The organism is Rathayibacter sp. Leaf248 (assembly GCF_920939495.1).
GTDB lineage: Bacteria > Actinomycetota > Actinomycetes > Actinomycetales > Microbacteriaceae > Rathayibacter > Rathayibacter caricis.
This window is the reverse complement of record NZ_CAKLAV010000002.1, coordinates 507,617-527,450: the sequence shown is the minus strand read 5'-3', so window position 1 is coordinate 527,450 and position 19,834 is coordinate 507,617. Positions and strand designations below refer to the sequence as shown.

The window sequence follows — 19,834 nt, the reverse complement described above, 5'->3', positions numbered from 1 at the left end:
ATCGTGCGAGCTGCATGGAGGGAAGCGAAGGCCACTGCGGGCAGTGGTCGAGTTTCCCGACGCCGCAGATCGTGCGATCAGGACGAGCGGAGCACGCGAGATCGTGTTCACCAGGCCCTAGATCGCGCGGGCCCGGAGGAACGCGAGCGCCCGCGTCCACGAGTCGGCCGCCGCCTCCGGGACGTAGGTGCCCTCGTTCGAGTCGTTGAAGAAGGCGTGGCCCGCGCCCGGGTAGACGACCACCTCGACGTCCTCCCCGGCCGTCGCCTCGCGGATCCGGGGCACCTGCTCGACGAGCGGCGCGTCCTGATCGCCGACGAAGGCCAGCACGCCGACCTCGAGGGCCGCGAGCTCCTCGTCGGACGCCGTGACGTGCCCGTAGAAGGGGACGGCCGCCGCGAGTCGCCGCTCGGCGAGCGCCAGCGCCCAGCTGAACGTGCCGCCGTAGCAGAAGCCGGTGACCGAGACGCTCGTCACGCCGTCCTCGCTCAGCAGGCGGGTGACGAGCGCGCGGAGGATCGCGACGCTCCGTGCCGCGTGCTCGGGAGTGAACACGGGCGCGAAGAAGGTGCGCAGCTCGACCTGCCGCGGCAGCCGCCGCACGGGGTGGTCGTAGTCGGCCCGCTGCTCGGTGTCGAGCTGCTCGAGCAGGCCGCTGTCGGCGAGCAGCTCGGGGGCGACGACGCGGAACCCCTCGGCCGCGTACCGGTCGGCGACCGAGCGGATGTGCCCGTCCACTCCCCACACCTCGTGGATCAGGATGAGGGCGCGCTCGCCCTCTCCGCTGCGGTACAGCGGGACGTCGTGGTCGGCCAGGGTCCAGGTCTCATCGCTCGTGGGCATCCCCGCACGATAGCCGTGCGCCCCGGGAGGGGGACGCGTGCTTCCTGAGCGGTGTGCGGTTGACTGAGCGGATGAGCGCGGAGGATCGACGGGGCGTGCGGGTGATCGCGACGGTCGCGGTGGTGGTCACGGTGATCGTGGTGGGGCACCTGGTGGTGCTCCTGCTGCTGGATCTGTGAGCCGTCAGCGACCGAGGGTGCTGCTCGGCGCGCCGGTTCGCCCCCTCTCCGTCCGTGAGGGCGGAGGGCGGACGGGACCGGACGGGCGTGAGGCCGTTCGGTTCGCTTCCGGTGAGGGTGCGGCCCATCTGGGGGAGGGCTAACCCGATTAATGCTCCGATCGGAGAGAGGACGATAAAGGCTACGTAGATTCGAGGCAATCCCCTTTCCTCGAGACCCTGCGGAGTTCTCTTGCCTTTCTCGTCCTCTGCGCGCGCAGCCCCCACTGCCGCGTCTTCTCGCCGATTCCGATTCGGCGCTCTCACCGTCGCACTGGTCTCTCTTCTGACCGTCGGCGGAGTAGCGCAGCCGGCTTCCGCGGCGATTCTCCAACCCACGCCGACCACCCCGATAAGGGTGCAGGAAAGCAGTGCCGACCTCACCTATTCGGGTTCCTGGCGCGACATGTCGGGCGGTGACAGCGGCGGCGGTATCAAGTACCTCAACAGCGAGGGATGGGTGCAGTTCAAGTTCACCGGAACCGCCTTCCGATGGATCAGCCGCACGGGCGTGACCTCGGGGATCGCGAACGTCTACCTCGACGGCAAGCTCCTGACCGAGGTCGACCGGTACTCGTCGTCGACCCAGTACCAGGTGCCGGTCCTCACCAGGATCGGGCTCCCGGACCAGGTGCACACCGTGAAGATCGCCTACACGGGCGAGAAGAACCCCGCGGCGACCGATGCGAATCTGATCATCGACGCGTTCGAGCTCGGCAGGGAGGCCTCGCCGACGGAGCCGAGCCCCTCCCCCACGCCGACCGCGACGGCCACTCCGACCGCGACACCGACGGCGACTCCGACCGCCACCCCGCGCCCGACCTCGACTCCGACGGCGCCGCCCACTCCGACTCCCACGGCCGACTTCACCCCCAGCGGCACCGACCCGCTCCGCGTCGAGGGCAGCCACTGGAAGCTCGACTACTCCGGCGACTGGCGCACCATGACCGGCGGTGACAGCGGAGGGACCATCGAGTACCTGAACGGCGCCGGCAGCGTGCAGTTCACCTTCGCCGGCACCTCCTTCCGCTGGCTCAGCCGCACCACCCCCACCTCCGGGATCGCGGACGTGTCCATCGACGGCAAGGTCGTCGCCTCCGTCGACCGCTACAGCTCCACCACGAAGTACCAGGTGCCGGTGTTCGAGCGCTCGGACTTGGCCGACACGGTCCACACGGTCAAGATCGCGTACACCGGGCGGAAGAACTGGGCGTCCAGCGACAAGAACCTGATCATCGACGCGTTCGAGCTGGCGGGCGACGGCCTGGCCGTCGGCGGAGTGCAGGCGTTCCCCCTCGTGGACGGCTACGTCCTCGGCTGGAACGCGCCGTTCTCCTCCGACGTCGTCTCCTACGACGTGCACCGCTCCTCCGGCTCGGGCTCCGGCGACGAGACGATCGCGACGGTCGCCGATCCGGTCCGCCAGTACCGCGACGAGGGCGCGGCGCTCGGAGTGGCCTACTCCTACTGGATCACCGCGCGAGACAGCGACGGCCGCAGGTCCACCGTGACCGCGCCGACCACCGTCACCGGCGAGCAGATGAGCACGCGGGCCGCGCTGCAGGCCGCCTCGGACTGCCCGACTCCGACGAAGACCGTGCGCACCGCCTCGGAGCTGAGCAGCGCCCTCGTCGGCGCCCGCCCCGGGCAGGTCATCCGCATGGCGGACGGTCTGTACACCGGCGCCTTCGATCTGCGCTCGATCCCGGACAGCGCCGCGGGTGTCTGGCTGTGCGGCTCCCCGAACGCCGTGCTCTCCACCGGCAGCACGCGCTCCGGCATCGCCCTGACCCTCAGGGACGTGCACAACGTGCACCTCGTCGGCTTCTCGGTGAGGAACGCGTTCCAGGGCGTGCACGTCCTCGCGAGCTCGCAGGTCCGGATCGCGGACCTGACGGTCTCCGAGATCGGCTACGAGGGCGTGCACCTGCGCAACCAGACCGTGGACTCGCTCATCGTGGGCTCCACGATCAGCCGGACGGGACTCGTCACCGCGAAGTACGGCGAGGGCGTCTACGTCGGCACCTCCGACCGCAACTGGTGCGAGTACAACGGCTGCGCCCCGGACAAGTCGAACCGCAACCTGGTGATCGACAACGTCATCCGCGACACGGGCGCCGAGCCCATCGAGGCGAAGGAGGGGACGTGGGACGGGATGATCATCGGCAACGTCGTCGCCCGCGGCTCGCGCATCTCGACCGACGTGCTGTCGCTGACGATGGTCTCCGGTAACGGATGGACGACCGCCGGGAACACCTTGTCCAATCCGCGGATGTACGGAGTGCAGGTGATCACGCGCGCGGACGGATCGGGCAACAAGAACCTCGTCACGGCGAATCACGTCGCGAATTCCCCCGCCTCTCCGATCTATCTGCACAATCCGTCGGACTGGTCGACCTGGGGCAATATCGCGACCTGCTCCAATTCCGGGAAGAATCCGATCAGCAATTCCGACTGCACGAGATAGTCGGGCTTCTCGATCGAGGCCGGCGGAATCACTCCAATATCTGATTGCACCGGTCTCCCGTGACAGAGGGAAAGGAGGGCGCACGGTGGATGCGCTCTCCTTTCCCTCTGCGCCGCCATCGAAGTAGGAGCACTCCTCACCGGCATGGCCCGAACCGTCCAGCAGTTCGCCGGCACGGTCCTCGACCACGGCGACGCCACGCTCGGTGCCGTCGATCAGGAGCTGCTGACCTCAGCCCTCGAACTCGCCCTGTTCGGGGGCCATTCTGTTGCTCGCGTCGACTTCTACGATGGGAGCGGGAATTCGCTCCGACCTTCCTGGCCCTGGTGCGTCCACATCACGGTGACGCGACAGATCCCTCGAAGGTGAGAACTCCCTTGCAGCTGCCCTTTTCCTCCTGGCGGTACCCCCGGCTCGCTCGGGTCCTCACGGGCGCTGCGGTGATCGCGCTGGCAGCTGGCAGCGTTCTGGCGGTGCAGGAGCCGGCCGAGGCGAGTCAGGTCGGCTGCTACAGCTCCGCGACCGGCGGACTGCGCGCCGTCGAGGCACCCTCGAGCTGCGAGCAGACCTCCGAGATCGCGCTCGGCTGGACCGTCGGAGCCGACCACGGCTCCTCGGTGAACGCCGTGTCCGCACTCTCGAGCAGCAGCACGACGGGTGCCGCTGCGACCGCGGCCACCGGCGTGCCCGGCCCCCGCGGAGCCACCGGTCCGCGAGGGTACACGGGGCCGCGAGGGTTCAAGGGGGCCACCGGAGCGAAGGGAGCCACCGGGGCGAAGGGAGCCGCGGGGGCGAAGGGAGCCACCGGAGCCACGGGCGCCGCGGGGGCGAAGGGAGCCACCGGAGCCACGGGCGCGACCGGGCCGCAGGGAGCCACCGGCGCGCAGGGCGAAGCGGGACCCCAGGGTGACACCGGGCCTCAGGGAGCCACGGGCGTGCAGGGCGAGACGGGACGCCAGGGGGCCACCGGACCCCGGGGCGAGGCAGGACCCCGGGGTGCGACCGGAGCAGACGGTGCGACCGGCCCCACCGGTGCACAGGGTGCGGCGGGAACGGACGGCGCCGCTGCGTGGTCGACCATCACGCCGTGGAGCGGATCCAGGCTGTACGAGGTGGGACCCCCGTCCAGCGTCGTCGCCTATGCGGGTGGAGCCTTCGTCGCGATCGCGGACAGCACCGGTGTCGCTCCGGGATCCGGACAGGACGCCTGGGTGCAGATCGCCGCTCCTGGCGAGCAGGGCATCGAGGGTCTCGTCGGCCCCCAGGGGCTGCAGGGCCTGCAGGGTGTCCAGGGCGAGACCGGACCGCAGGGCGAGAAGGGCGACAAGGGCGAGCAGGGAGACACCGGCCCGGCTGGTCCCGCAGGCCCTTCCGGTGGTGCCGAGACGACGGCGGACGCCACGAGGAACTTCCCGGAGGGATGCACGGTCGAGACCGCCCCCCTCGTCGCCGTCACCTTCGATCCGGGCGCAGCACCGGTCTACCTGGACGGGCAGGCGTTCTGCCTGCAGTCGACCCGTGAGACTGCGGTCTCCACCTCCGGCGTCCAGTCCGGTCCGACGAGTTGGTCCTCCCTGTTCATGGCCCTCGAGGCGGGCCCGATCGCCACCCGATTGCAGCAGGACATGCTCGAGAACCGAGCGATGGCGAGTGTCCGCGTTCAGCTCGGGGCGCAGTCGGCCGGATCACCCGCGTGCCGTGCCTCGACAGCCCCCTGCGACCGACCGGCCGGTACGGCGATCTACACGTTCGGCGACCTGACTACGGTGGCGATGAACATCAGCACCGCCGGTGACGGCAGCACGTACATCGAGCTCGCCTGGACGCGCATGACCCTGACGGCACAGGGATCCACGACCGAACTGGTCAAGGTCGATCCGGGCGGCCCCGACACATCGGCACCCGTCACGACGAGAGACACGGACGGTGTGTGCTCCCCCAGCACCGGTCAGGCGCGAACGATCACGGTCACCAGGCCCGGTGCCCTGGGATCGCCCCGACCGTATCCGCTGACAGCCGGAGGCGACTGTTTCGCGTTGAGTCTCAGCGCCGGTCGTCTGGACATGAGAAACGTTCCGCTGACGATCGATGCGCCCAGTGCGCGGATTCCGCAGATCCTCGAGGACGGTGCGCTCACGTTCGAGATGACGACGACGGACACGGCATCCGGGAAGGTGATCAGCGTCGTGAAATTGGATGCCTACGTCGTCAGTCGCACGCTCGGGCAGGGGGAACTCGGGGGCACGATCCCCGTCGAGGTGCTGCCCTTCCGCGTGACGCAGAGGCTCACCCCGGTCGAGGGTGCCCCGTCCACCTTCAACTGGGATCGCGTGAAGGGCGTCTCCTTCTGAGGACGGCGCGGCGGGATCGGCCACCTCGGAACGGCGGACCGCCGCGGCACGAGCGGACCTCGCGCGTCCCGGAGAACGGAATGCCGAGGCCCCTTCCCCGGGTCCGAGTCGCCTCAGGCACGGTGGCGACTCGGACCGCGGGCCGGAGCGGATGGAGTCGTTCACGTGCTCTGTCGCCGCTCATCGATCCGCGCAGGCGGACGCGGGGCGGGATCGGCCACCGATGCTGCGGCCGCCCGCGAATGGCCCGCTGTCGCAGCGCCAGGTCGACGACGTCGTCCCGCCTCGCAGGCGAGCTCGGAGATCGTCGATCCCGGAGTCAGGGGTCGAGGGGCGGAACGGCTGGACCGGATCGCTCGGCTGCACGGATCCAGGGTGACGGAGGGCGTTGCCGACGGTGTCGGGTCGGGGTCGGAGGTGCGTTCCGCAGAGGGGTGTCGTCTGCAACCGAGGTCAGGAGGCGGCGCTGATCCGGAGGAGGCCCGCGCGGCCCGTCTCAACCTCGGGTGCGAACGGTCCGGCCCGAAGAAGTAAGGCTGAACGCGTCGATTCCGACGAGGTCCGGCGATCCACCGCGTCCGGCCTTACTCCTGCAGCCGAAGCTGCGGACAGGACCGGCCGAGACACCGCCGATGCGGGAGGAGCGCCGCGTCGAGACCCGACCGCCCCCTAGCCCGTGCGCCCGTACCCCCCTAGGTTGGGGGAACCCGCCACGCACCACCGAGTTCCACCGGAGGAACGCCATGGACACGACACCCCGTCTCCGCCGGATCGCGCTCGCGCTGGTCGCGGTCGTCTCACTCGGAGCGGCGGGTGCCGCACCGGCGTCCGCTCTCGACAGGCCGGTCTTCCCACGGGACGGGCTGCCGTCGCTCGGGGACGTCCGCGACGCCCTCGGCGGGCCGGTCGTCTCGCCCTCGACCTCGGTCGGCTACGGCGGCGCGGTCTCGTCCGTCGACGCCCGCGCGAGCCGCGCAGGGCTCGAGGTGCTCAAGCGCGGCGGCAACGCCGCCGACGCCGCGGTCGCGACCGCCTCCGCCCTCGGCGTGACCGAGCCCTACAGCGCCGGGATCGGCGGCGGCGGCTACTTCGTCTACTTCGACGCCGCCTCGGGCGAGGTGAGCACGATCGACGGACGCGAGACCGCGCCGGCGGGCATCACGCCCGATGCCTTCCTCGACCCGGCGACGGGCGCGCCGTACACCTTCACACCCGACCTCGTCTCGTCCGGTGTCGCGGTCGGAGTCCCGGGCACTGTCGCGACGTGGGACACCGCGGTCGACCGGTTCGGCACCCTGCCGCTCCCGGTCGTGCTCGCGCCGTCCATCGCGCTGGCCGCCAAGGGCTTCCCGGTCGACGAGACCTTCCGCAACCAGACGCTCGACAACCTCGAGCGGTTCCAGGCGTTCCCCGACACCGCGGAGCTGTTCCTCCCCGGCGGCGACGCCCCGAAGGTCGGCAGCACCTTCCGCAACCTCGACCTCGCGAAGACGCTGACCCGCATCGCGGCGCAGGGTCCGAGCGCGTTCTACGAGGGACCGCTGGCCGCCGAGATCGCCGACACGGTCCAGAACCCCCGCGTCGCCCCCGACTCCGCACTGCCCGCTCCGGCCGGCTCGCTCACCGCCGCCGACCTCGCCGACTACTCCGTCCTCGAGCAGGCGCCCACCCGCGTCTCCTACCGCGGACTCGACGTCTACGGCATGGCGCCCTCCTCCTCCGGCGGCATCGCGGTCGGCGAGGCGCTGAACATCCTCGAGAACCACGACCTCGGAGCCGAGAGCACGGGCGGTGCCCTGCACCTCTACCTCGAAGCGTCGGCCCGCGCGTTCGCTGATCGCGGCGCCTACGTCGGCGACCCCGCCTTCACCGACGTGCCCACCGACACGCTGCTCAGCCAGGAGTTCGCGGACGCCCGGGACTGCACGATCGACCCGACGACCGCCTCCGTCCGCCCGGTCGCTCCCGGCGCGATCGACGGCTCCGGATGCGCGACCGCCCTCTCCGAGGAGCAGGCCGACACCGAGAACATCTCCACCACCCACCTCTCCGTCGTCGACAAGTGGGGCAACGCCGCCTCCTACACGCTGACGATCGAGCAGACCGGCGGCTCGGCCATGACGGTCCCCGGACGCGGCTTCCTCCTCAACAACGAGCTCACCGACTTCTCCCCCGTCTTCGTCGACGGCGATCCGAACCGGATCGAGCCGGGCAAGCGCCCGCGCTCGTCGATGTCGCCGACCATCGTGCTCGACGACGGCGAGGTGAAGTTCGTCGTCGGCTCGCCGGGCGGATCGACGATCATCACGACGGTGCTCCAGACGCTGGTCAACCGCATCGACCTCGGTATGACCCTCCCGGAGGCGGTGGCCGCTCCCCGGGCCTCGCAGCGCAACACGGCGGCGACCACCGCCGAGCCCGGCTTCATCGAGGCGTACGCCGACGACCTGGCGCCCTTCGGTCAGCAGCTGACGCCCTCGGGCGACTCGTTCACCTCGGCCGCCGAGATCGGAGCCGTCGCCGCGATCGAGGTCGACTCCTCGGGGCGGATGACCGCGGTCGCCGAACCCGAGCGTCGCGGTGGCGGCACCGCGCTCGTGGTCGATCCGGAGGAGTGACGCGGGCCGGGCGCCCGGCCCGCGTGCTCCGCTCAGCTCGAGCGGTCGGGCTTCCCGCGACGCCCTCGGCGGCGCCAGAGGGCGCGCAGCCGCTCCAGCTGCCGATCGGTGAAGTCGTTCGAGAGGGCGAAGGCCTCGGCACCCGGGTCGGCTCCGTCGTCCACGTTCCGGATGGCGCGCAGCGCGCGCTCCGCCTGAGCGCGCGACTCGTCCGGGGGTGGCGGGGTCGTGTCCATGGCGTCCACCCTAGGTTCGCCACGGACTCCCCACCCCTCGGCTTTCGAGAACGGGCCGTTCCGGCACCGAGGGCGTCGACACCTCACTCCCCGTGAGCCTGAAGGCGAAGGAGCGGCACATGCAGCGAACGGTCGGCGGGGTCGTCATCACCGTCACTCACACGAAGACCGATCACGCGAGGCGCACGACCTCGGGGCCGATCCAGCTGCGGTCCCTCACCCTCTCGGGTCCGGGCATCGACTGCTCCGCGACGATCGGAGTCGCCGGCCGCTCCACCGAGGCTGATGACGACGTGTTCGCGACCCTCGTCGACGTCGCCCTGCTGCAGTACGTCTCGGCCGGCGCGGACGGCGACCCGCTCGCGGCTCCGGAGGTCTCGGAGTGGAAGCGGATACACGACTCGGAGCTGCGCCTCCTCGTGAGCAGGCTCCGGGGGGAGGGTCGTCAGCGAGAATGACGCCCGGCAGGAGCGTCGGCAGGGCCAGTGGAGCGCGCACCGCTCGCCCTCCGCGCCTCGCCGTCCGCTCGGCGGTCACGACCGGCCTCCTGCCGCGGCGGGCTGCGGCGCGGCGGCCCGCTCGGCCGACTGCTGCGCGGGCCAGGCTCGGCGAGCCACGACGGCGCCGAGGAGCGCGAGGGCGAGCAGCGCGATCGCCGCGGCGGTGAGGCTCTCCGCGCCGATCCAGCCGGCGAGCGGATAGGTGAGCAGGAAGCAGGCGTGGGAGAGGGAGAACTGCGCGGTGTAGATCGCGCTGCGGTTCTCCTCCGTCGCCGCCCGCATCAGCAGCCGCGACGACGGGGTGCCCATCAGCGAGTTCCCGGCGCCGAGGATCGCCCAGGTCCCGAGCAGCAGCCACCAGGCGCCCGGCCGGCTCGCGGACGCGATCGTCACGGCGACGGCGAGCGCGAGGCCGGAGATCGCGAGGACGCTGCCGGCGAGCATGACCCGCCGGTCGTCCCATCGCTCGATCAGCCGCGGAATCGTGAGAGCGACGAGGAGGGAGCCGCCGCCGTAGCAGGCGAGCGCGAGGGCGAGGCTGGAGTCCTCGAGCGCGAACACGTCGCGGGCGTAGACGACGGTGTTGACGAGCACGAGTGCGGTAGCGGCGCCGACCGTGAGGTTCAGGCCCATCAGGAACCGCAGCGACGGGGTGCGGAGGAACACGCGCACCCCCGCGGTGGTGCGCTGCCACAGGGTGCCGGGGGCAGCGACCTCGCGCCGGCCCCCCAGCGGGGTCGTCACGACGAGGATCGCGGAGCAGAGGAACCCGATCACGGTTCCGAGGAAGAGGGAGTGGTAGCTGATCACCGTCAGGAGGATCGCGGCCAGGATCGGGCTGACCAGCGCCTCGAGGTCGTAGGCGAGACGCGACAGCGACAGCGCCTTCGTGTACTCGCGCTCGTCCGGCAGCACCACCGGGATGAGCGACTGGAAGGCGGGCGTGAATGTCGCCGACGCGGCCTGCAGGAGGAACACGAGGACGTAGATCTGCCAGATCTCCGTCAGGAACGGCAGCGACAGAGCGACTCCCGCCCGCACCAGGTCGGCGCCGACGAGGACGGCCTTCTTCGGCAGGCGGTGCACGAGCGCCGCGATCACCGGAGCGACGCCGACGTACGCGAGCATCTTGATCGTCAGCGCGGTGCCGAGGACGGCGCCCGCCCGCGCGCCCGCGACGTCGTAGGCGAGCAGGCCCAGCGCGACGGTGAGCAGGCCGGTGCCGATCAGCGCGATCACCTGCGCGGCGAACAGCGAGCGGTAGGCGCGGGAGCGCAGGACGGACAGCACGGGACGACTCCTGACGTCGGGAGTCGCCACTCTATACCTGCATACTCACGCAGGTTCGATGATGTGCAGGAGTCGGGTGAGTGCGGGAGGGTCCCCTCCTCCCACGGAAGGACCGCCGCTCGGGCGCATGGCAGGATCGGCGCATGGACGAAGACCGCGCCCCGGCCGACCACGACATCCAGTACGTCGAACTCGCCGTCGAGGTGTTCGCGATGCTCGCCGACGCCACCCGCGTCCGCATCATCCTCGCGCTGCGCGACGGCGAGCGCTCCGTCACCGAGCTCGCCGGACTCGTCGACAAGGCGCCCACCGCCGTGTCGCAGCATCTCGCGAAGCTGCGCCTGGCGCGCATGGTCACCACCCGGCACGACGGCACCCGCGTCTTCTACCGGCTCGTCGACGAGCACGCCCGCCGCCTCGTCTCGGACGCGATCTTCCAAGCTGAGCACTCGGTCGACTCCTCACCCCGGCACCACCGGCTGTCTCACGGGGTGGACGGCGGGGACGGCGCGGACGCCGCCGGCCCGGATCAGCGCGGCGTCGACGCCAGGTAGGCCTCCAACGACTGCGGGGCGACTCCGGTCACGGTCTCAACGGCGTCGCTGACCGCGGCCATGCCGCCGCTCGCGACGGCGGTGCAGGTGCTCACCCAGGCGTCGACCTGCCAGTCGGGGGCGCCGTAGACGGCGCGCGAGGCGTAGGCCTCCTCGAGGCTCTCGTCGCGGAACGAGACCTCGCGGCCGCGGACCCGGGCGATCGTCGCGGCGATCTCCGCGAAGCTCAGCGCCTCGGGGCCGGTGAGGTCGTAGGTGCGTCCGGCGTGCGCGGAGGGGTCGCGCAGCACGGCCACCGCGGTGCGGGCCACATCGGCGCGCGACACGATCGCGACGCGGCCGTCGCCTCCGGGGCCGCGGATCACTCCGTCCTCGCCCACCAGCGCCTCCATGAAGTCGATGGAGAAGCTGTCCCTCAGGAACGTCCACGCCACGCCGGACGCCCGGATGTGCTCCTCCGTCGCTCCGTGATCGCGCGCGAGGGTGAAGACCGCGCCGGGGGCGGCGGCGATGAACGATGTGTGGACGATGTGCCGGACACCGGCGGCGGCTGCGGCGTCGACGAAGGTGCGGTGCTGGTCGAGGCGGTCGGCGCTCTCGGACGCGGACACCATGAGCCGGATCTCCACGCCGGTGAGCGCCTCGATCGAGGCGGGCCGGTCGCTGTAGCTGAAGGGGTGGACGATGCTGCCCGGCAGCCGCGGGGCCTTCGCGGGGATGCGGGCGAACAGCCGCTGGGCGACGCCGTCGGCAGCGAGCGCGCGGGCGACGGAGCCGCCGAGGACGCCGGTGACGCCCGTCACTGCCAGGGTGGGGAGGGTGGTCGTGAAGGGTCCCCTCCCTCGCCCCCCACGGGGCGCAGCGGCCCGGCCTCCCGAGCGCGCATCCCGTCGAAGGTGAGCTGCAGGTACCGCCGCCAGGCCGACGGGTCGGAGTCCAGCAGGGGCGCCGCCGTGTAGTACACACCGCAGATCAGCAGCATGACGTCCTCGCCGTTCAGGTCGGGGCGGAGCGACCCCTCGCGCTGCGCTCGACGCGTGAGCACCTCCGCCGCTCCGATCAGCTGTTCCCACCGGACTCGGGTCTCCGGGTGCTGACGATCGGGCATGGTCCCGAGAGCCTGCACGAAGGCTCGGGACCTGGTCGCGTAGAGGTCCACGCCGGCGCTCATGAACTGCAGCAGGGCAGCATCGGGATCGGCGTGCTCCGCCTGCCCGCGACCGACCTCCGCCAGCTCCTCCATCTCCTCGCCGATGATCGCGGCGAGCAGGTCCTCCTTCGTCGGGAAGTGGCGGAAGACGGTGCCCTTCCCGATGCCCGCCCGCGCCGCGATCTCGGCGATGGAGCCGTCCGCGCCGCGATCGGCGAACACGTCGGCGGCGGCCTTCAGCAGAGCCGCGCGGGTCCGCACAGCATCGGCTCGCATCGGACGGGGTGACGCGGTCGCGGAGGGTCCACTGCTCATGGGATCAGTCTACGCAAAATGACCGAGCGGTCACCTTGCTGCTACGGTATGCAAAATGACCGTGCGGTCCGTTTACGACATCTCGTCGCGATCGGTCCGCTTCCCCAGCAGACACGAGGAGACCCCATGACCACGACACTCGGCTTCATCGGCAGCGGCACCATCGGCGGGATCCTGGCCCGCCACGCCGTCGCAGCAGGCATCGACGTCGTCCTGAGCAATTCCCGCGGCCCCGGATCGCTCGCCGACCTCGTCGCGGAGCTCGGGCCTCGCGCCCGAGCAGCGACTCCCGTCGAAGCCGCCGAGGCCGGGGACCTCGTGGTGGTGAGCATCCCGTTCGGTGCGTACGAGACCCTCCCGGCGGCGCAGCTGGCCGGCAAGACCGTGATCGACACGCTGAACTACTACCCCGAACGCGACGGCCGCATCGCGGAGCTCGACGGCAACGAGGTGACCTCCAGCGAACTGCTGCAGCGCCACCTCGCCGGCTCGAGGGTCGTGAAGGCGGCCGGCAACATCGTCTCGAGCCAGCTCGCCGCCCTGGCCCGCCCGTCGGGAGCGCCGGACCGCAGCGGCATGCCGATCGCGGGCGACGACGCCTCCGCCAAGGCCGAGGTCGTCGCACTGCTCGACGACCTCGGCTACGACGCCGTGGACATCGGCGGGCTCGCCGACAGCTGGCGCAGCGAACCGGGCACCCCCGTCTACGGCAAGGCCTACTACGGAGAGGTGCCCGCGGGCCTGAGCGACGACGAGACGATGGGATGGATCTTCTCGACTCCCGGCTTCCCGGTACCCGCCGATCGGGTGAGGGAGTCGACCGCCGCAGCGGTCCGCGGCCGAGCCGGCGGGAGCCTCTCGATCGACGCCTGGACCTGATCGGGGGACGGCGCCGCGGTCACCTGCGCGCGGGGAGGGGCGACTGCGGCTTGGTCACTCCGTAGGCGAAGGACGTCTCGATCGAGGCGAGCGCGGGGATCATCCGGATCCGGGTGCGGACCAGCGTCTCGTAGCTCTCGAGGTCCTCGACGGCGACCTTGAGGAGGAAGTCGCTGTCGCCGGCCATGAGGTACGCCTCGGTCACATGCGGGATCTCGCGGATGGCCGCCTCGACCCGCGCCACGATCTCGGGGCTGTGGCTCTCGAGCCGGAGGCGCACGAAGGCGGTGATCGCGAGACCCACGGCGCGGGGGTCGACGACGGCGCGGTACCCGGTGAGGACGCCGACCTCCTCGAGTCGGCGCACCCGTCGGAGGCAGGGTGAGGGAGAGAGCCCCACCCGGTCGGCGAGGTCCTGGTTGCTGAGCCGGCCGTCCCGCTGCAGCTCGTCGAGAATGCGCGCATCGATGTCGTCCATACGGCCGACTGTGGCAGATCCTGCGAGGAAAGGCGACTACCGCGCAGGAATCGGCAATCGTGCGCCTCGGCCTCCGCCCTAGCCTCGGAGGAGCCGCCTCGACCGGCGCCGAGAGGACCACGATGACCAGATCCGCGCTCACCGGACCGATCGCGATGATCGCGACCGTCGCCACCTGGGCCGGGTTCGCCCTGAGCATCCGCGGCATCGGCGGGTCCGGACTGACCTCGAACGACGTGGCGCTCCTGCGCTTCGGCCTCCCGCTGCTGGTGCTGGCACCGGCGATCCCGCGCGCTCTGCGGTCGATCCGCCGCGAGTCGCCCCTCACCCTCGCATGCCTGGCTCTCGGGGCGGGGCTGCCCTACTTCCTCACGGCGGCCCTGGGCGGGAGGCTGACCAGTGCCGCCCTCGTCGGCCTGGTGATCCCCGGCTCCGTCCCGGTCTTCGTCGCGCTGCTCGCCCTGGGGCTGATGCGGGAGCGCCCGGGCGCCGCGCGCCTGGTGGGCCTCGGCTCGATCGTGGTCGGCGTCGCCGTGATCGTCGCGCTGACGGCAGCGACCTCCATCGCGCTGGGGATCGCGATCCTGCTCGCGGCCGGCCTCCTCTGGGCCGTCTACACGCTCGGACTGCGGCGCACTCGCCTGACCCCCGTCTCGGTGGTCGTCACGGTCTGCGCCCCGTCGTTCCTCCTCAGCCTCCTCGCGGCGCTGACCGGGGCGCTGCCCACCACGCTGCTCACGGGGTCCGCGGAGCCGAGCGCGGTCGCGTCCTTCGCCCTCGTCCAGGGGGTCGGCGTCGGAGTCGTCGCCGCGCTCGCCTACACGGTCGCGGTCCAGCACCTCGGGTCGGGTCGCGCGGCGGCCTTCGGCTCGCTGAGCCCCGTCGTCACGGCCCTGGTAGCGCTCCCGCTGTTCGGAGAGTCGCTGCCGCCGGGCGACATCGTCGGGCTCGCTCTCGTCGTCCTCGGCGTCGTCGTCGCGAACGCTCCGCCACGCGGCCGCCCGCTCCGCCCCGTCCCCGATCTCCTCTCCGCCCGCCCCCTCCGCCCGTCACCGACCAGGAGTCACCGATGATCGTCACCGCGAACAGCCTCGCTCCCGACCCCGTCTGGGAGCTGACCCGGCGCTACGCCGCCGACCCCCGCCCGTCGCGCCTGGACCTCACCCTCGGCGTGTATCGCGACGACAGTCTCCGCGCCCCGGTCATGGACGCCGTCCACGCCGCCGAGCGGATCCTGCTCGCCCGGCGCGAGTCGAAGCAGTACCGGGGCCCGAGCGGCCACCCCGACTTCACCGCGCGGATGAGCACCCTCCTGCTCGGCGAGGAGCTGGCCGAGCGGGCCATCGGCGTGCAGACCGTCGCCGGGACCGGTGCGCTGCGGCTGCTGGCCGAGTTCCTGGCGCACTTCGAGCCGGGGCGCCGGGTGATCCTGGGCGCGCCCTCCTACGTCAACCACGCCCCCGTGCTCCGCGCCGCGGGTCTGGAGATCCACTCGGTGCCCTTCGTGGACGAGTCCGGACTGCCGTGGCTGGAGCCGACGATCGACGCGCTGCGCTCCGCCCGCCCGGGCGACGCGGTGCTCCTGCAGGGCAACTGCCACAACCCGACCGGAGCCTCGCTGACGAGCGCGATGTGGGACAGGCTGACGGACGAGATCGTCCGCGCCGGCGTCGTCCCGTTCCTCGACCAGGCGTACTACGGGCTCGGCGACGGCCTCGAGGAGGATCTCGCCGGCATGCGCCGCCTGCTCGCGCGGGTGCCCGAGGCCGTGATCTCGGTCAGCTGCTCCAAGGCGTTCAGCCTGTACAGCGAGCGGGTGGGCTGCGCCCTCCTCCTCCTCGACCCCTCCGGCGCCGCCGGCGCGATGCACACTCTCGAGGGCATCGCACGGACCGCCTACTCGCAGCCCCCGCACCACGGAGCGGCGATCGTCGCGACGATCCTCCAGGACGAGGAGCTCGAGCACTCGTGGCGGGGCGAGCTCGATCGGATGCGGAACAGGGTCACCCTGCTCCGGGACCGCCTCGTCACCGGCGCGCTCTCGGCCGGTGCTCCGGCGGAGTTCGCCGCCCTCCGCGATCAGAGGGGCCTGTTCCTCTCGCTCCCGCTGTCGCCGGCGGCCATGCACCGGCTCCAGCGCGAGTTCGGCGTCTACGGTCTCCCCTCGGGGCGGATCAACCTCGCCGGGGTCCCGGGGGTCGCGGTCGACGCTCTCTCCGCGGCCCTCGCCGAAGTCGCTGCGGAGGACGCCGCGCGGGGCGCCCTCGTGCGAGCGGTGGCGTAGCGGGTCGCACGCGCCGGCCCTCCCGGTTCGTCGGGCTCAGGACCGTCGCCGCCGACCCTTCGCTCGCGCGAGACCTGCAGCGCGGCGCCGAGGTGCCGCGGCGACGAGCGCCGTCGCGCCTCGACGGGGCGCCCGCTCCCGCCCTCGTGAACGACTGCATCGACCCCGCCAGGAGCGTCCTGCCACTGACGCCGTCGCTCCACGTACTGCTCGACCCGCGCGTCCCCGGGTCGGACGAGTGGACGCGGGCAGACGCGGTCGAGGCGGAAGCGCTCCGAGTCGGCGAACGGCCCGTCGATGCTCTGCCGAGATCCGGGAACTCCGACCTCCGGGCGCGGTACGACCGCGCTCCTCGTCGACAGGGTCTCCCCTGGGTGCTGTCGTACCGCCCCCACTGCCGGCGGCGGGGCCCCTCCGCCACGCGGACCAGCAACGGACGCGAAACGTGACCGTAACGGGATCCCGTCTCTTCCGACGATCGTCGAAAAGCGGGCGCGCGCTCCTCGCTCGATTCCTCTATCCCTCGAGAGAGAGGGACAGCTTGGATGACAGGCATGAGTGATGCTCCCGCCCTGATCGAACTCCACGGAGTCTGCATCGACTACAACGCCCATCGGGTCGTGCACGACATCGACCTGAGCGTCCAGGAGGGGCAGGTCGTCGCTCTCATCGGGCCCTCGGGAGCGGGCAAGAGCAGTCTCATCCGGGCCGTCAACTACCTCGAGCGCCCGTCGGCCGGCACCATCCGCGTCGCCGACCACGAGGTCGACGCGGCGATCGCCGTCTCGGCGGAGGCGCTCGTGGAGCTCCGCCGCGACGTGGGCATGGTCTTCCAGAACTTCAACCTGTTCCCCCACCTCAGCGCCGCCGAGAACGTCGTCCTCGCTCAGACCCACGCGCTCAAGCGCCCGATCGCCCAGGCGCGTGCCCGCGCTCTCGAGGAGCTCGCCCACGTGGGACTCGCCGAGTTCGCGGACCGCAAGCCGGCCAAGCTCAGCGGAGGCCAGCAGCAGCGGGTGGCGATCGCGCGGGCGCTGGCCATGGACCCGAAGGTGATGCTGTTCGACGAGCCCACCTCGGCCCTGGATCCGGAGCGCGGCATGGAGGTGCTCGCGACGATGCGGCGGCTCGCCGAGGAGGGGATGACCATGCTCGTGGTGACGCACGAGATGCACTTCGCCGAGACCGTCGCCGATCGCGTCGTCTTCATGGCCGACGGGCGCATCGTCGAGGAGGGCCCCGCGCAGCAGGTCATCCGCGACCCGCGCGCTCCCCGGACCCGGCAGTTCCTGCACGCGGTCATCGGCCGATGACCGGCATCCTGACCGCCCTGCTGGGCGGCGTGCTGACGACCCTCCAGATCACCGTCGGAGCGTTCGCCCTCGGCGCCGTGCTCGGGGTCCCGCTCGCCCTCCTCCGCCGCTCCGAGCACCGGCCGCTCCGCCTGATCGGCGCGGCCGTCATCGAGGTCGTGCGCTCGGTGCCCCCCGTGGTCTGGCTGTTCCTCACCTACTACGGCATCAGCATCGGGATGATCCGGTTCGACACCCTCTCGGCCGCGATCGTCGGGCTCGGCGTCGTCTCCGCCGCCTACCTCGCCGAGATCTACCGAGCGGCCCTGGCAGCGGTACCGCCGGGCCAGACGGAGGGGGCCGACGCCCTCGGACTGCGCCGCACGACGACCCTCGTCAGAGTGCTGGCGCCTCAAGCACTCACGCTGACCGTGCCCCCTGCCGCCACCTACGCCATCGGACTGCTGAAGGACAGCGCCCTGGCCTCGATCATCGGCGCCACCGACATCACCTTCTTCGCCTACCAGCAGTCCCGGGTCTCGAACGACGGACTCCTCATCTTCCTGCTCGCGGCCGCCCTCTACCTCGTCCTCAGCCTCCCGATCGCGGTCGCCGCGCGGGCCGGCGGGTCCTGGCTCGAACGGAGACTCCTCGCATGACCGACTTCTTCGCTCCGTGGCCGGACTACTTCCCCCAGTTCCTCCCGGGTCTGCTCGTCACGATCGAGCTCACCGTCCTCTCCCTCCTCGTCGGCTTGGCCCTCGCCGTGGTCTTCGCCGTCTGGGCCTCGTCGCCGCGCCGGATCGTGCGGTGGACCGCGATCGCGGTGATCGAGATCGGCCGCGGAGTCCCCGGTCTGATCACGCTCTACATCGTCTACTTCGGCCTGCCCCAGGTGAACGTGACCCTGCCGGCCTTCGCGGCGTGCGTCGTCGCGTTCGGCTACACGAGCGCCGCGTACATGAGCGAGATCCTGCGGGCCGGGATCAGGTCGGTCGACCGTGGCCAGGTGGAGGCGGGCGAGGCGCTCTCCCTCACCCACGCTCAGCGGATGCGGCTCATCGTCCTGCCGCAGGCGGTCCGCCGCGTGGTCCCTCCGCTGATCGGCTACGCGATCCTGCTCTACCAGGGCACGTCGCTGGCCTACGCCGTCAGCGTCCCCGAGCTCCTCAGCCGCGCCTACACCGCCGCCTCGCTCAGCTACCAGTTCGCCTCGTCGCTGGTCCTCGCCGGCGTGATGTACGCGAGCATCTCCCTCACGGTGCTCGTGCTGCTCCGGATCGGATCGGCGCACCGCGACCGCCCGGTCCGCCGGCTCTCCCCCACCCTCCTCGTCGGGAGGCGGGTCCGCGCCTGAGCCGCGTCGCACCGCACCGCTCCGTTCCGTCGCGCCGGCATGGGCCGCGCGGGCGAGGAGCATCTCCTCTCGAACCCGGGACGGGTGCGGGCTTAACATGACCGTATGGTCACTTTCGGTGTAGGGTAGCTAACATGACCGGTCGGTCCGCCTAGCAGGCGCCTCCGTCCCGGCCGTGCCTCCCCTCATCCCTTTGGAGAACAGAGCCCCATGAACAAGACACTCGGCATCATCGGCAGCGGCGCCATCGGCAGCATCCTGGCCCGCCAGGCGGTCGCCGCCGGCCTGGACGTCGTCCTGAGCAACTCCCGCGGACCCGAGTCGCTGGCCGACCTCGTCGCCGAACTCGGGCCGCGCGCCCGGGCCGCCACGCCGGTCGAAGCGGCCGAGGCCGGCGACCTGGTGGTCGTGTCCATCCCGATGAACGCCTACGAGACGCTCCCGGTCGCGCCGCTGGTGGGCAAGATCGTGATCGACACCCTGAACTACTACCCGGCGCGCGACGGCCACATCGCCGTGCTCGACGCGAGCGAGCTGACCTCCAGCGAGCTGCTGCAGCGACACCTGACCGGTGCGCGCGTGGTCAAGGCTGCCAGCAACATCGTCGCGACCCAGCTCGCCGCCCTCGTGCGCCCCTCGGGCGCGGCCGACCGCAGCGCCATGCCGATCGCCGGCGACGACGCCGCCGCCAAGGCGGAGGTCGTGGAGCTGCTCGACCTCCTCGGCTACGACGCGGTCGACATCGGCACGCTCGCCGACAGCTGGCGGAGCGAACCCGGCACCCCCGTCTACTGCAAGCCGTACTTCGGAGAGGTGCCCGCGGACGTGAGTGCGGACAAGGCGATGGACTGGATCTACCAGGCCCCCGGCGTCCCGACGTCCGCGGACCGCGTGAGGGAGCTGACCCGCACGGCCGATCGGCCCGCGGGCGGCAGCTTCTCGATCGCGTCCTGGATGTGACCCGGGAGTAGAGCGGACGGTCCCACGGCCGCAGGCACGCGGG

Annotated in this window: 18 protein-coding genes and 1 pseudogene; 13 read left to right on the top strand and 6 right to left on the bottom strand. The window is 71.6% G+C overall.

What is annotated here, in order from left to right:
• Positions 1–117 precede the first annotated feature (117 nt).
• The gene (locus tag LRG51_RS15550) at positions 118–843 is read right to left on the bottom strand and encodes a dienelactone hydrolase family protein (RefSeq protein ID WP_055790866.1); all 726 of its coding nucleotides are present in this window, start codon (positions 841–843) and stop codon (positions 118–120) included.
• A gap of 575 nt (positions 844–1,418) precedes the next feature.
• Between LRG51_RS15550 and LRG51_RS15545 the strand changes: the two genes are divergently transcribed.
• The 4 genes from LRG51_RS15545 to ggt all read left to right on the top strand — a co-directional run bounded on the left by LRG51_RS15545 (position 1,419) and on the right by ggt (position 8,496).
• Positions 1,419–3,527: a right-handed parallel beta-helix repeat-containing protein gene (locus tag LRG51_RS15545; protein WP_230673509.1), complete on the top strand. Its 2,109-nt coding sequence runs from the start codon at positions 1,419–1,421 to the stop codon at positions 3,525–3,527.
• A gap of 144 nt (positions 3,528–3,671) precedes the next feature.
• Positions 3,672–3,896, top strand: coding sequence for a hypothetical protein (locus LRG51_RS15540; protein WP_230673507.1), 225 nt, complete (start codon positions 3,672–3,674; stop codon positions 3,894–3,896).
• Positions 3,893–5,878: a hypothetical protein gene (locus LRG51_RS19605; protein WP_329958743.1), complete on the top strand. Its 1,986-nt coding sequence runs from the start codon at positions 3,893–3,895 to the stop codon at positions 5,876–5,878. The genes LRG51_RS15540 and LRG51_RS19605 overlap by 4 nt, the downstream gene beginning before the upstream one ends.
• A 743-nt stretch (positions 5,879–6,621) precedes the next feature.
• Entirely contained in the window at positions 6,622–8,496 is a 1,875-nt protein-coding gene (gene ggt / locus LRG51_RS15530; protein ID WP_230673505.1) for a gamma-glutamyltransferase, read from the top strand.
• Between the two features lie 32 nt (positions 8,497–8,528).
• Here the strand turns inward: ggt and LRG51_RS15525 are convergent, their stop codons facing one another.
• Positions 8,529–8,732 carry a hypothetical protein gene (locus LRG51_RS15525; protein ID WP_230673503.1) on the bottom strand — a complete coding sequence of 68 codons (204 nt, stop codon included), beginning with the start codon at positions 8,730–8,732 and terminating at the stop codon, positions 8,529–8,531.
• A gap of 119 nt (positions 8,733–8,851) precedes the next feature.
• On the opposite strand from LRG51_RS15525, the gene LRG51_RS15520 reads away from it, so the two are divergent.
• Entirely contained in the window at positions 8,852–9,190 is a 339-nt protein-coding gene (locus LRG51_RS15520; RefSeq protein WP_157603144.1) for a hypothetical protein, read from the top strand.
• A 75-nt stretch (positions 9,191–9,265) separates the two neighbouring features.
• Here the strand turns inward: LRG51_RS15520 and LRG51_RS15515 are convergent, their stop codons facing one another.
• The gene (locus tag LRG51_RS15515) at positions 9,266–10,522 is read right to left on the bottom strand and encodes an MFS transporter (protein ID WP_055790845.1); all 1,257 of its coding nucleotides are present in this window, start codon (positions 10,520–10,522) and stop codon (positions 9,266–9,268) included.
• 143 nt (positions 10,523–10,665) lie between these two features.
• On the opposite strand from LRG51_RS15515, the gene LRG51_RS15510 reads away from it, so the two are divergent.
• Positions 10,666–11,076, top strand: a complete 411-nt coding sequence (locus LRG51_RS15510; RefSeq protein ID WP_230673501.1) for an ArsR/SmtB family transcription factor — start codon at positions 10,666–10,668, stop codon at positions 11,074–11,076.
• Here LRG51_RS15510 and LRG51_RS15505 read toward each other — a convergent pair.
• Positions 11,052–11,879, bottom strand: coding sequence for an SDR family oxidoreductase (locus LRG51_RS15505; RefSeq protein WP_230673499.1), 828 nt, complete (start codon positions 11,877–11,879; stop codon positions 11,052–11,054). The genes LRG51_RS15510 and LRG51_RS15505 overlap by 25 nt on opposite strands.
• A complete protein-coding gene (locus LRG51_RS15500; RefSeq protein WP_230673497.1) occupies positions 11,876–12,541 on the bottom strand; it encodes a TetR/AcrR family transcriptional regulator in 666 nt (221 codons plus the stop codon). Before LRG51_RS15500 ends, LRG51_RS15505 begins: the two co-directional genes overlap by 4 nt.
• Positions 12,542–12,667: 126 nt before the next feature.
• Between LRG51_RS15500 and LRG51_RS15495 the strand changes: the two genes are divergently transcribed.
• Positions 12,668–13,420: an NADPH-dependent F420 reductase gene (locus LRG51_RS15495; RefSeq protein WP_230673495.1), complete on the top strand. Its 753-nt coding sequence runs from the start codon at positions 12,668–12,670 to the stop codon at positions 13,418–13,420.
• 19 nt (positions 13,421–13,439) lie between these two features.
• Here the strand turns inward: LRG51_RS15495 and LRG51_RS15490 are convergent, their stop codons facing one another.
• Positions 13,440–13,898 (bottom strand): Lrp/AsnC family transcriptional regulator, encoded by a 459-nt coding sequence (locus LRG51_RS15490; protein WP_055790832.1) that lies wholly within the window; start codon positions 13,896–13,898, stop codon positions 13,440–13,442.
• 122 nt (positions 13,899–14,020) lie between these two features.
• Here LRG51_RS15490 and LRG51_RS15485 point away from each other — a divergent pair, with 122 nt between their 5' ends.
• The 6 genes and pseudogenes from LRG51_RS15485 to LRG51_RS15460 all read left to right on the top strand — a co-directional run.
• Positions 14,021–14,971: a DMT family transporter gene (locus LRG51_RS15485; protein WP_157603143.1), complete on the top strand. Its 951-nt coding sequence runs from the start codon at positions 14,021–14,023 to the stop codon at positions 14,969–14,971.
• The gene (locus tag LRG51_RS15480; protein ID WP_230673493.1) at positions 14,968–16,182 is read left to right on the top strand and encodes an aromatic amino acid transaminase; all 1,215 of its coding nucleotides are present in this window, start codon (positions 14,968–14,970) and stop codon (positions 16,180–16,182) included. The genes LRG51_RS15485 and LRG51_RS15480 overlap by 4 nt, the downstream gene beginning before the upstream one ends.
• A gap of 545 nt (positions 16,183–16,727) precedes the next feature.
• Positions 16,728–17,495, top strand: coding sequence for an amino acid ABC transporter ATP-binding protein (locus LRG51_RS15475; protein WP_200931004.1), 768 nt, complete (start codon positions 16,728–16,730; stop codon positions 17,493–17,495).
• Positions 17,492–18,133 (top strand): amino acid ABC transporter permease, encoded by a 642-nt coding sequence (locus tag LRG51_RS15470; protein WP_055790823.1) that lies wholly within the window; start codon positions 17,492–17,494, stop codon positions 18,131–18,133. Before LRG51_RS15475 ends, LRG51_RS15470 begins: the two co-directional genes overlap by 4 nt.
• The gene (locus LRG51_RS15465; RefSeq protein ID WP_055790820.1) at positions 18,130–18,831 is read left to right on the top strand and encodes an amino acid ABC transporter permease; all 702 of its coding nucleotides are present in this window, start codon (positions 18,130–18,132) and stop codon (positions 18,829–18,831) included. Before LRG51_RS15470 ends, LRG51_RS15465 begins: the two co-directional genes overlap by 4 nt.
• Positions 18,832–19,005: 174 nt before the next feature.
• Positions 19,006–19,791 (top strand): annotated as a pseudogene (locus LRG51_RS15460) (NADPH-dependent F420 reductase); the annotation flags it as partial.
• Positions 19,792–19,834: the final 43 nt, after the last annotated feature.

What these genes read in the sequence shown, in the direction of transcription:
- ggt (WP_230673505.1), top strand. Translation starts at nt 6,622, where the DNA reads ATGGACACGACACCCCGTCTCCGCCGGATCGCGCTCGCGCTGGTCGCG.
- LRG51_RS15465 (WP_055790820.1), top strand. Translation starts at nt 18,130, where the DNA reads ATGACCGACTTCTTCGCTCCGTGGCCGGACTACTTCCCCCAGTTCCTC.
- LRG51_RS15470 (WP_055790823.1), top strand. Translation starts at nt 17,492, where the DNA reads ATGACCGGCATCCTGACCGCCCTGCTGGGCGGCGTGCTGACGACCCTC.
- LRG51_RS15485 (WP_157603143.1), top strand. Translation starts at nt 14,021, where the DNA reads ATGACCAGATCCGCGCTCACCGGACCGATCGCGATGATCGCGACCGTC.
- LRG51_RS15540 (WP_230673507.1), top strand. Translation starts at nt 3,672, where the DNA reads ATGGCCCGAACCGTCCAGCAGTTCGCCGGCACGGTCCTCGACCACGGC.
- LRG51_RS15520 (WP_157603144.1), top strand. Translation starts at nt 8,852, where the DNA reads ATGCAGCGAACGGTCGGCGGGGTCGTCATCACCGTCACTCACACGAAG.
- LRG51_RS15525 (WP_230673503.1), bottom strand. Translation starts at nt 8,732, where the DNA reads ATGGACACGACCCCGCCACCCCCGGACGAGTCGCGCGCTCAGGCGGAG.
- LRG51_RS15490 (WP_055790832.1), bottom strand. Translation starts at nt 13,898, where the DNA reads ATGGACGACATCGATGCGCGCATTCTCGACGAGCTGCAGCGGGACGGC.
- LRG51_RS15480 (WP_230673493.1), top strand. Translation starts at nt 14,968, where the DNA reads ATGATCGTCACCGCGAACAGCCTCGCTCCCGACCCCGTCTGGGAGCTG.
- LRG51_RS15550 (WP_055790866.1), bottom strand. Translation starts at nt 843, where the DNA reads ATGCCCACGAGCGATGAGACCTGGACCCTGGCCGACCACGACGTCCCG.
- LRG51_RS15510 (WP_230673501.1), top strand. Translation starts at nt 10,666, where the DNA reads ATGGACGAAGACCGCGCCCCGGCCGACCACGACATCCAGTACGTCGAA.
- LRG51_RS15500 (WP_230673497.1), bottom strand. Translation starts at nt 12,541, where the DNA reads ATGAGCAGTGGACCCTCCGCGACCGCGTCACCCCGTCCGATGCGAGCC.
- LRG51_RS15475 (WP_200931004.1), top strand. Translation starts at nt 16,728, where the DNA reads ATGACAGGCATGAGTGATGCTCCCGCCCTGATCGAACTCCACGGAGTC.
- LRG51_RS15495 (WP_230673495.1), top strand. Translation starts at nt 12,668, where the DNA reads ATGACCACGACACTCGGCTTCATCGGCAGCGGCACCATCGGCGGGATC.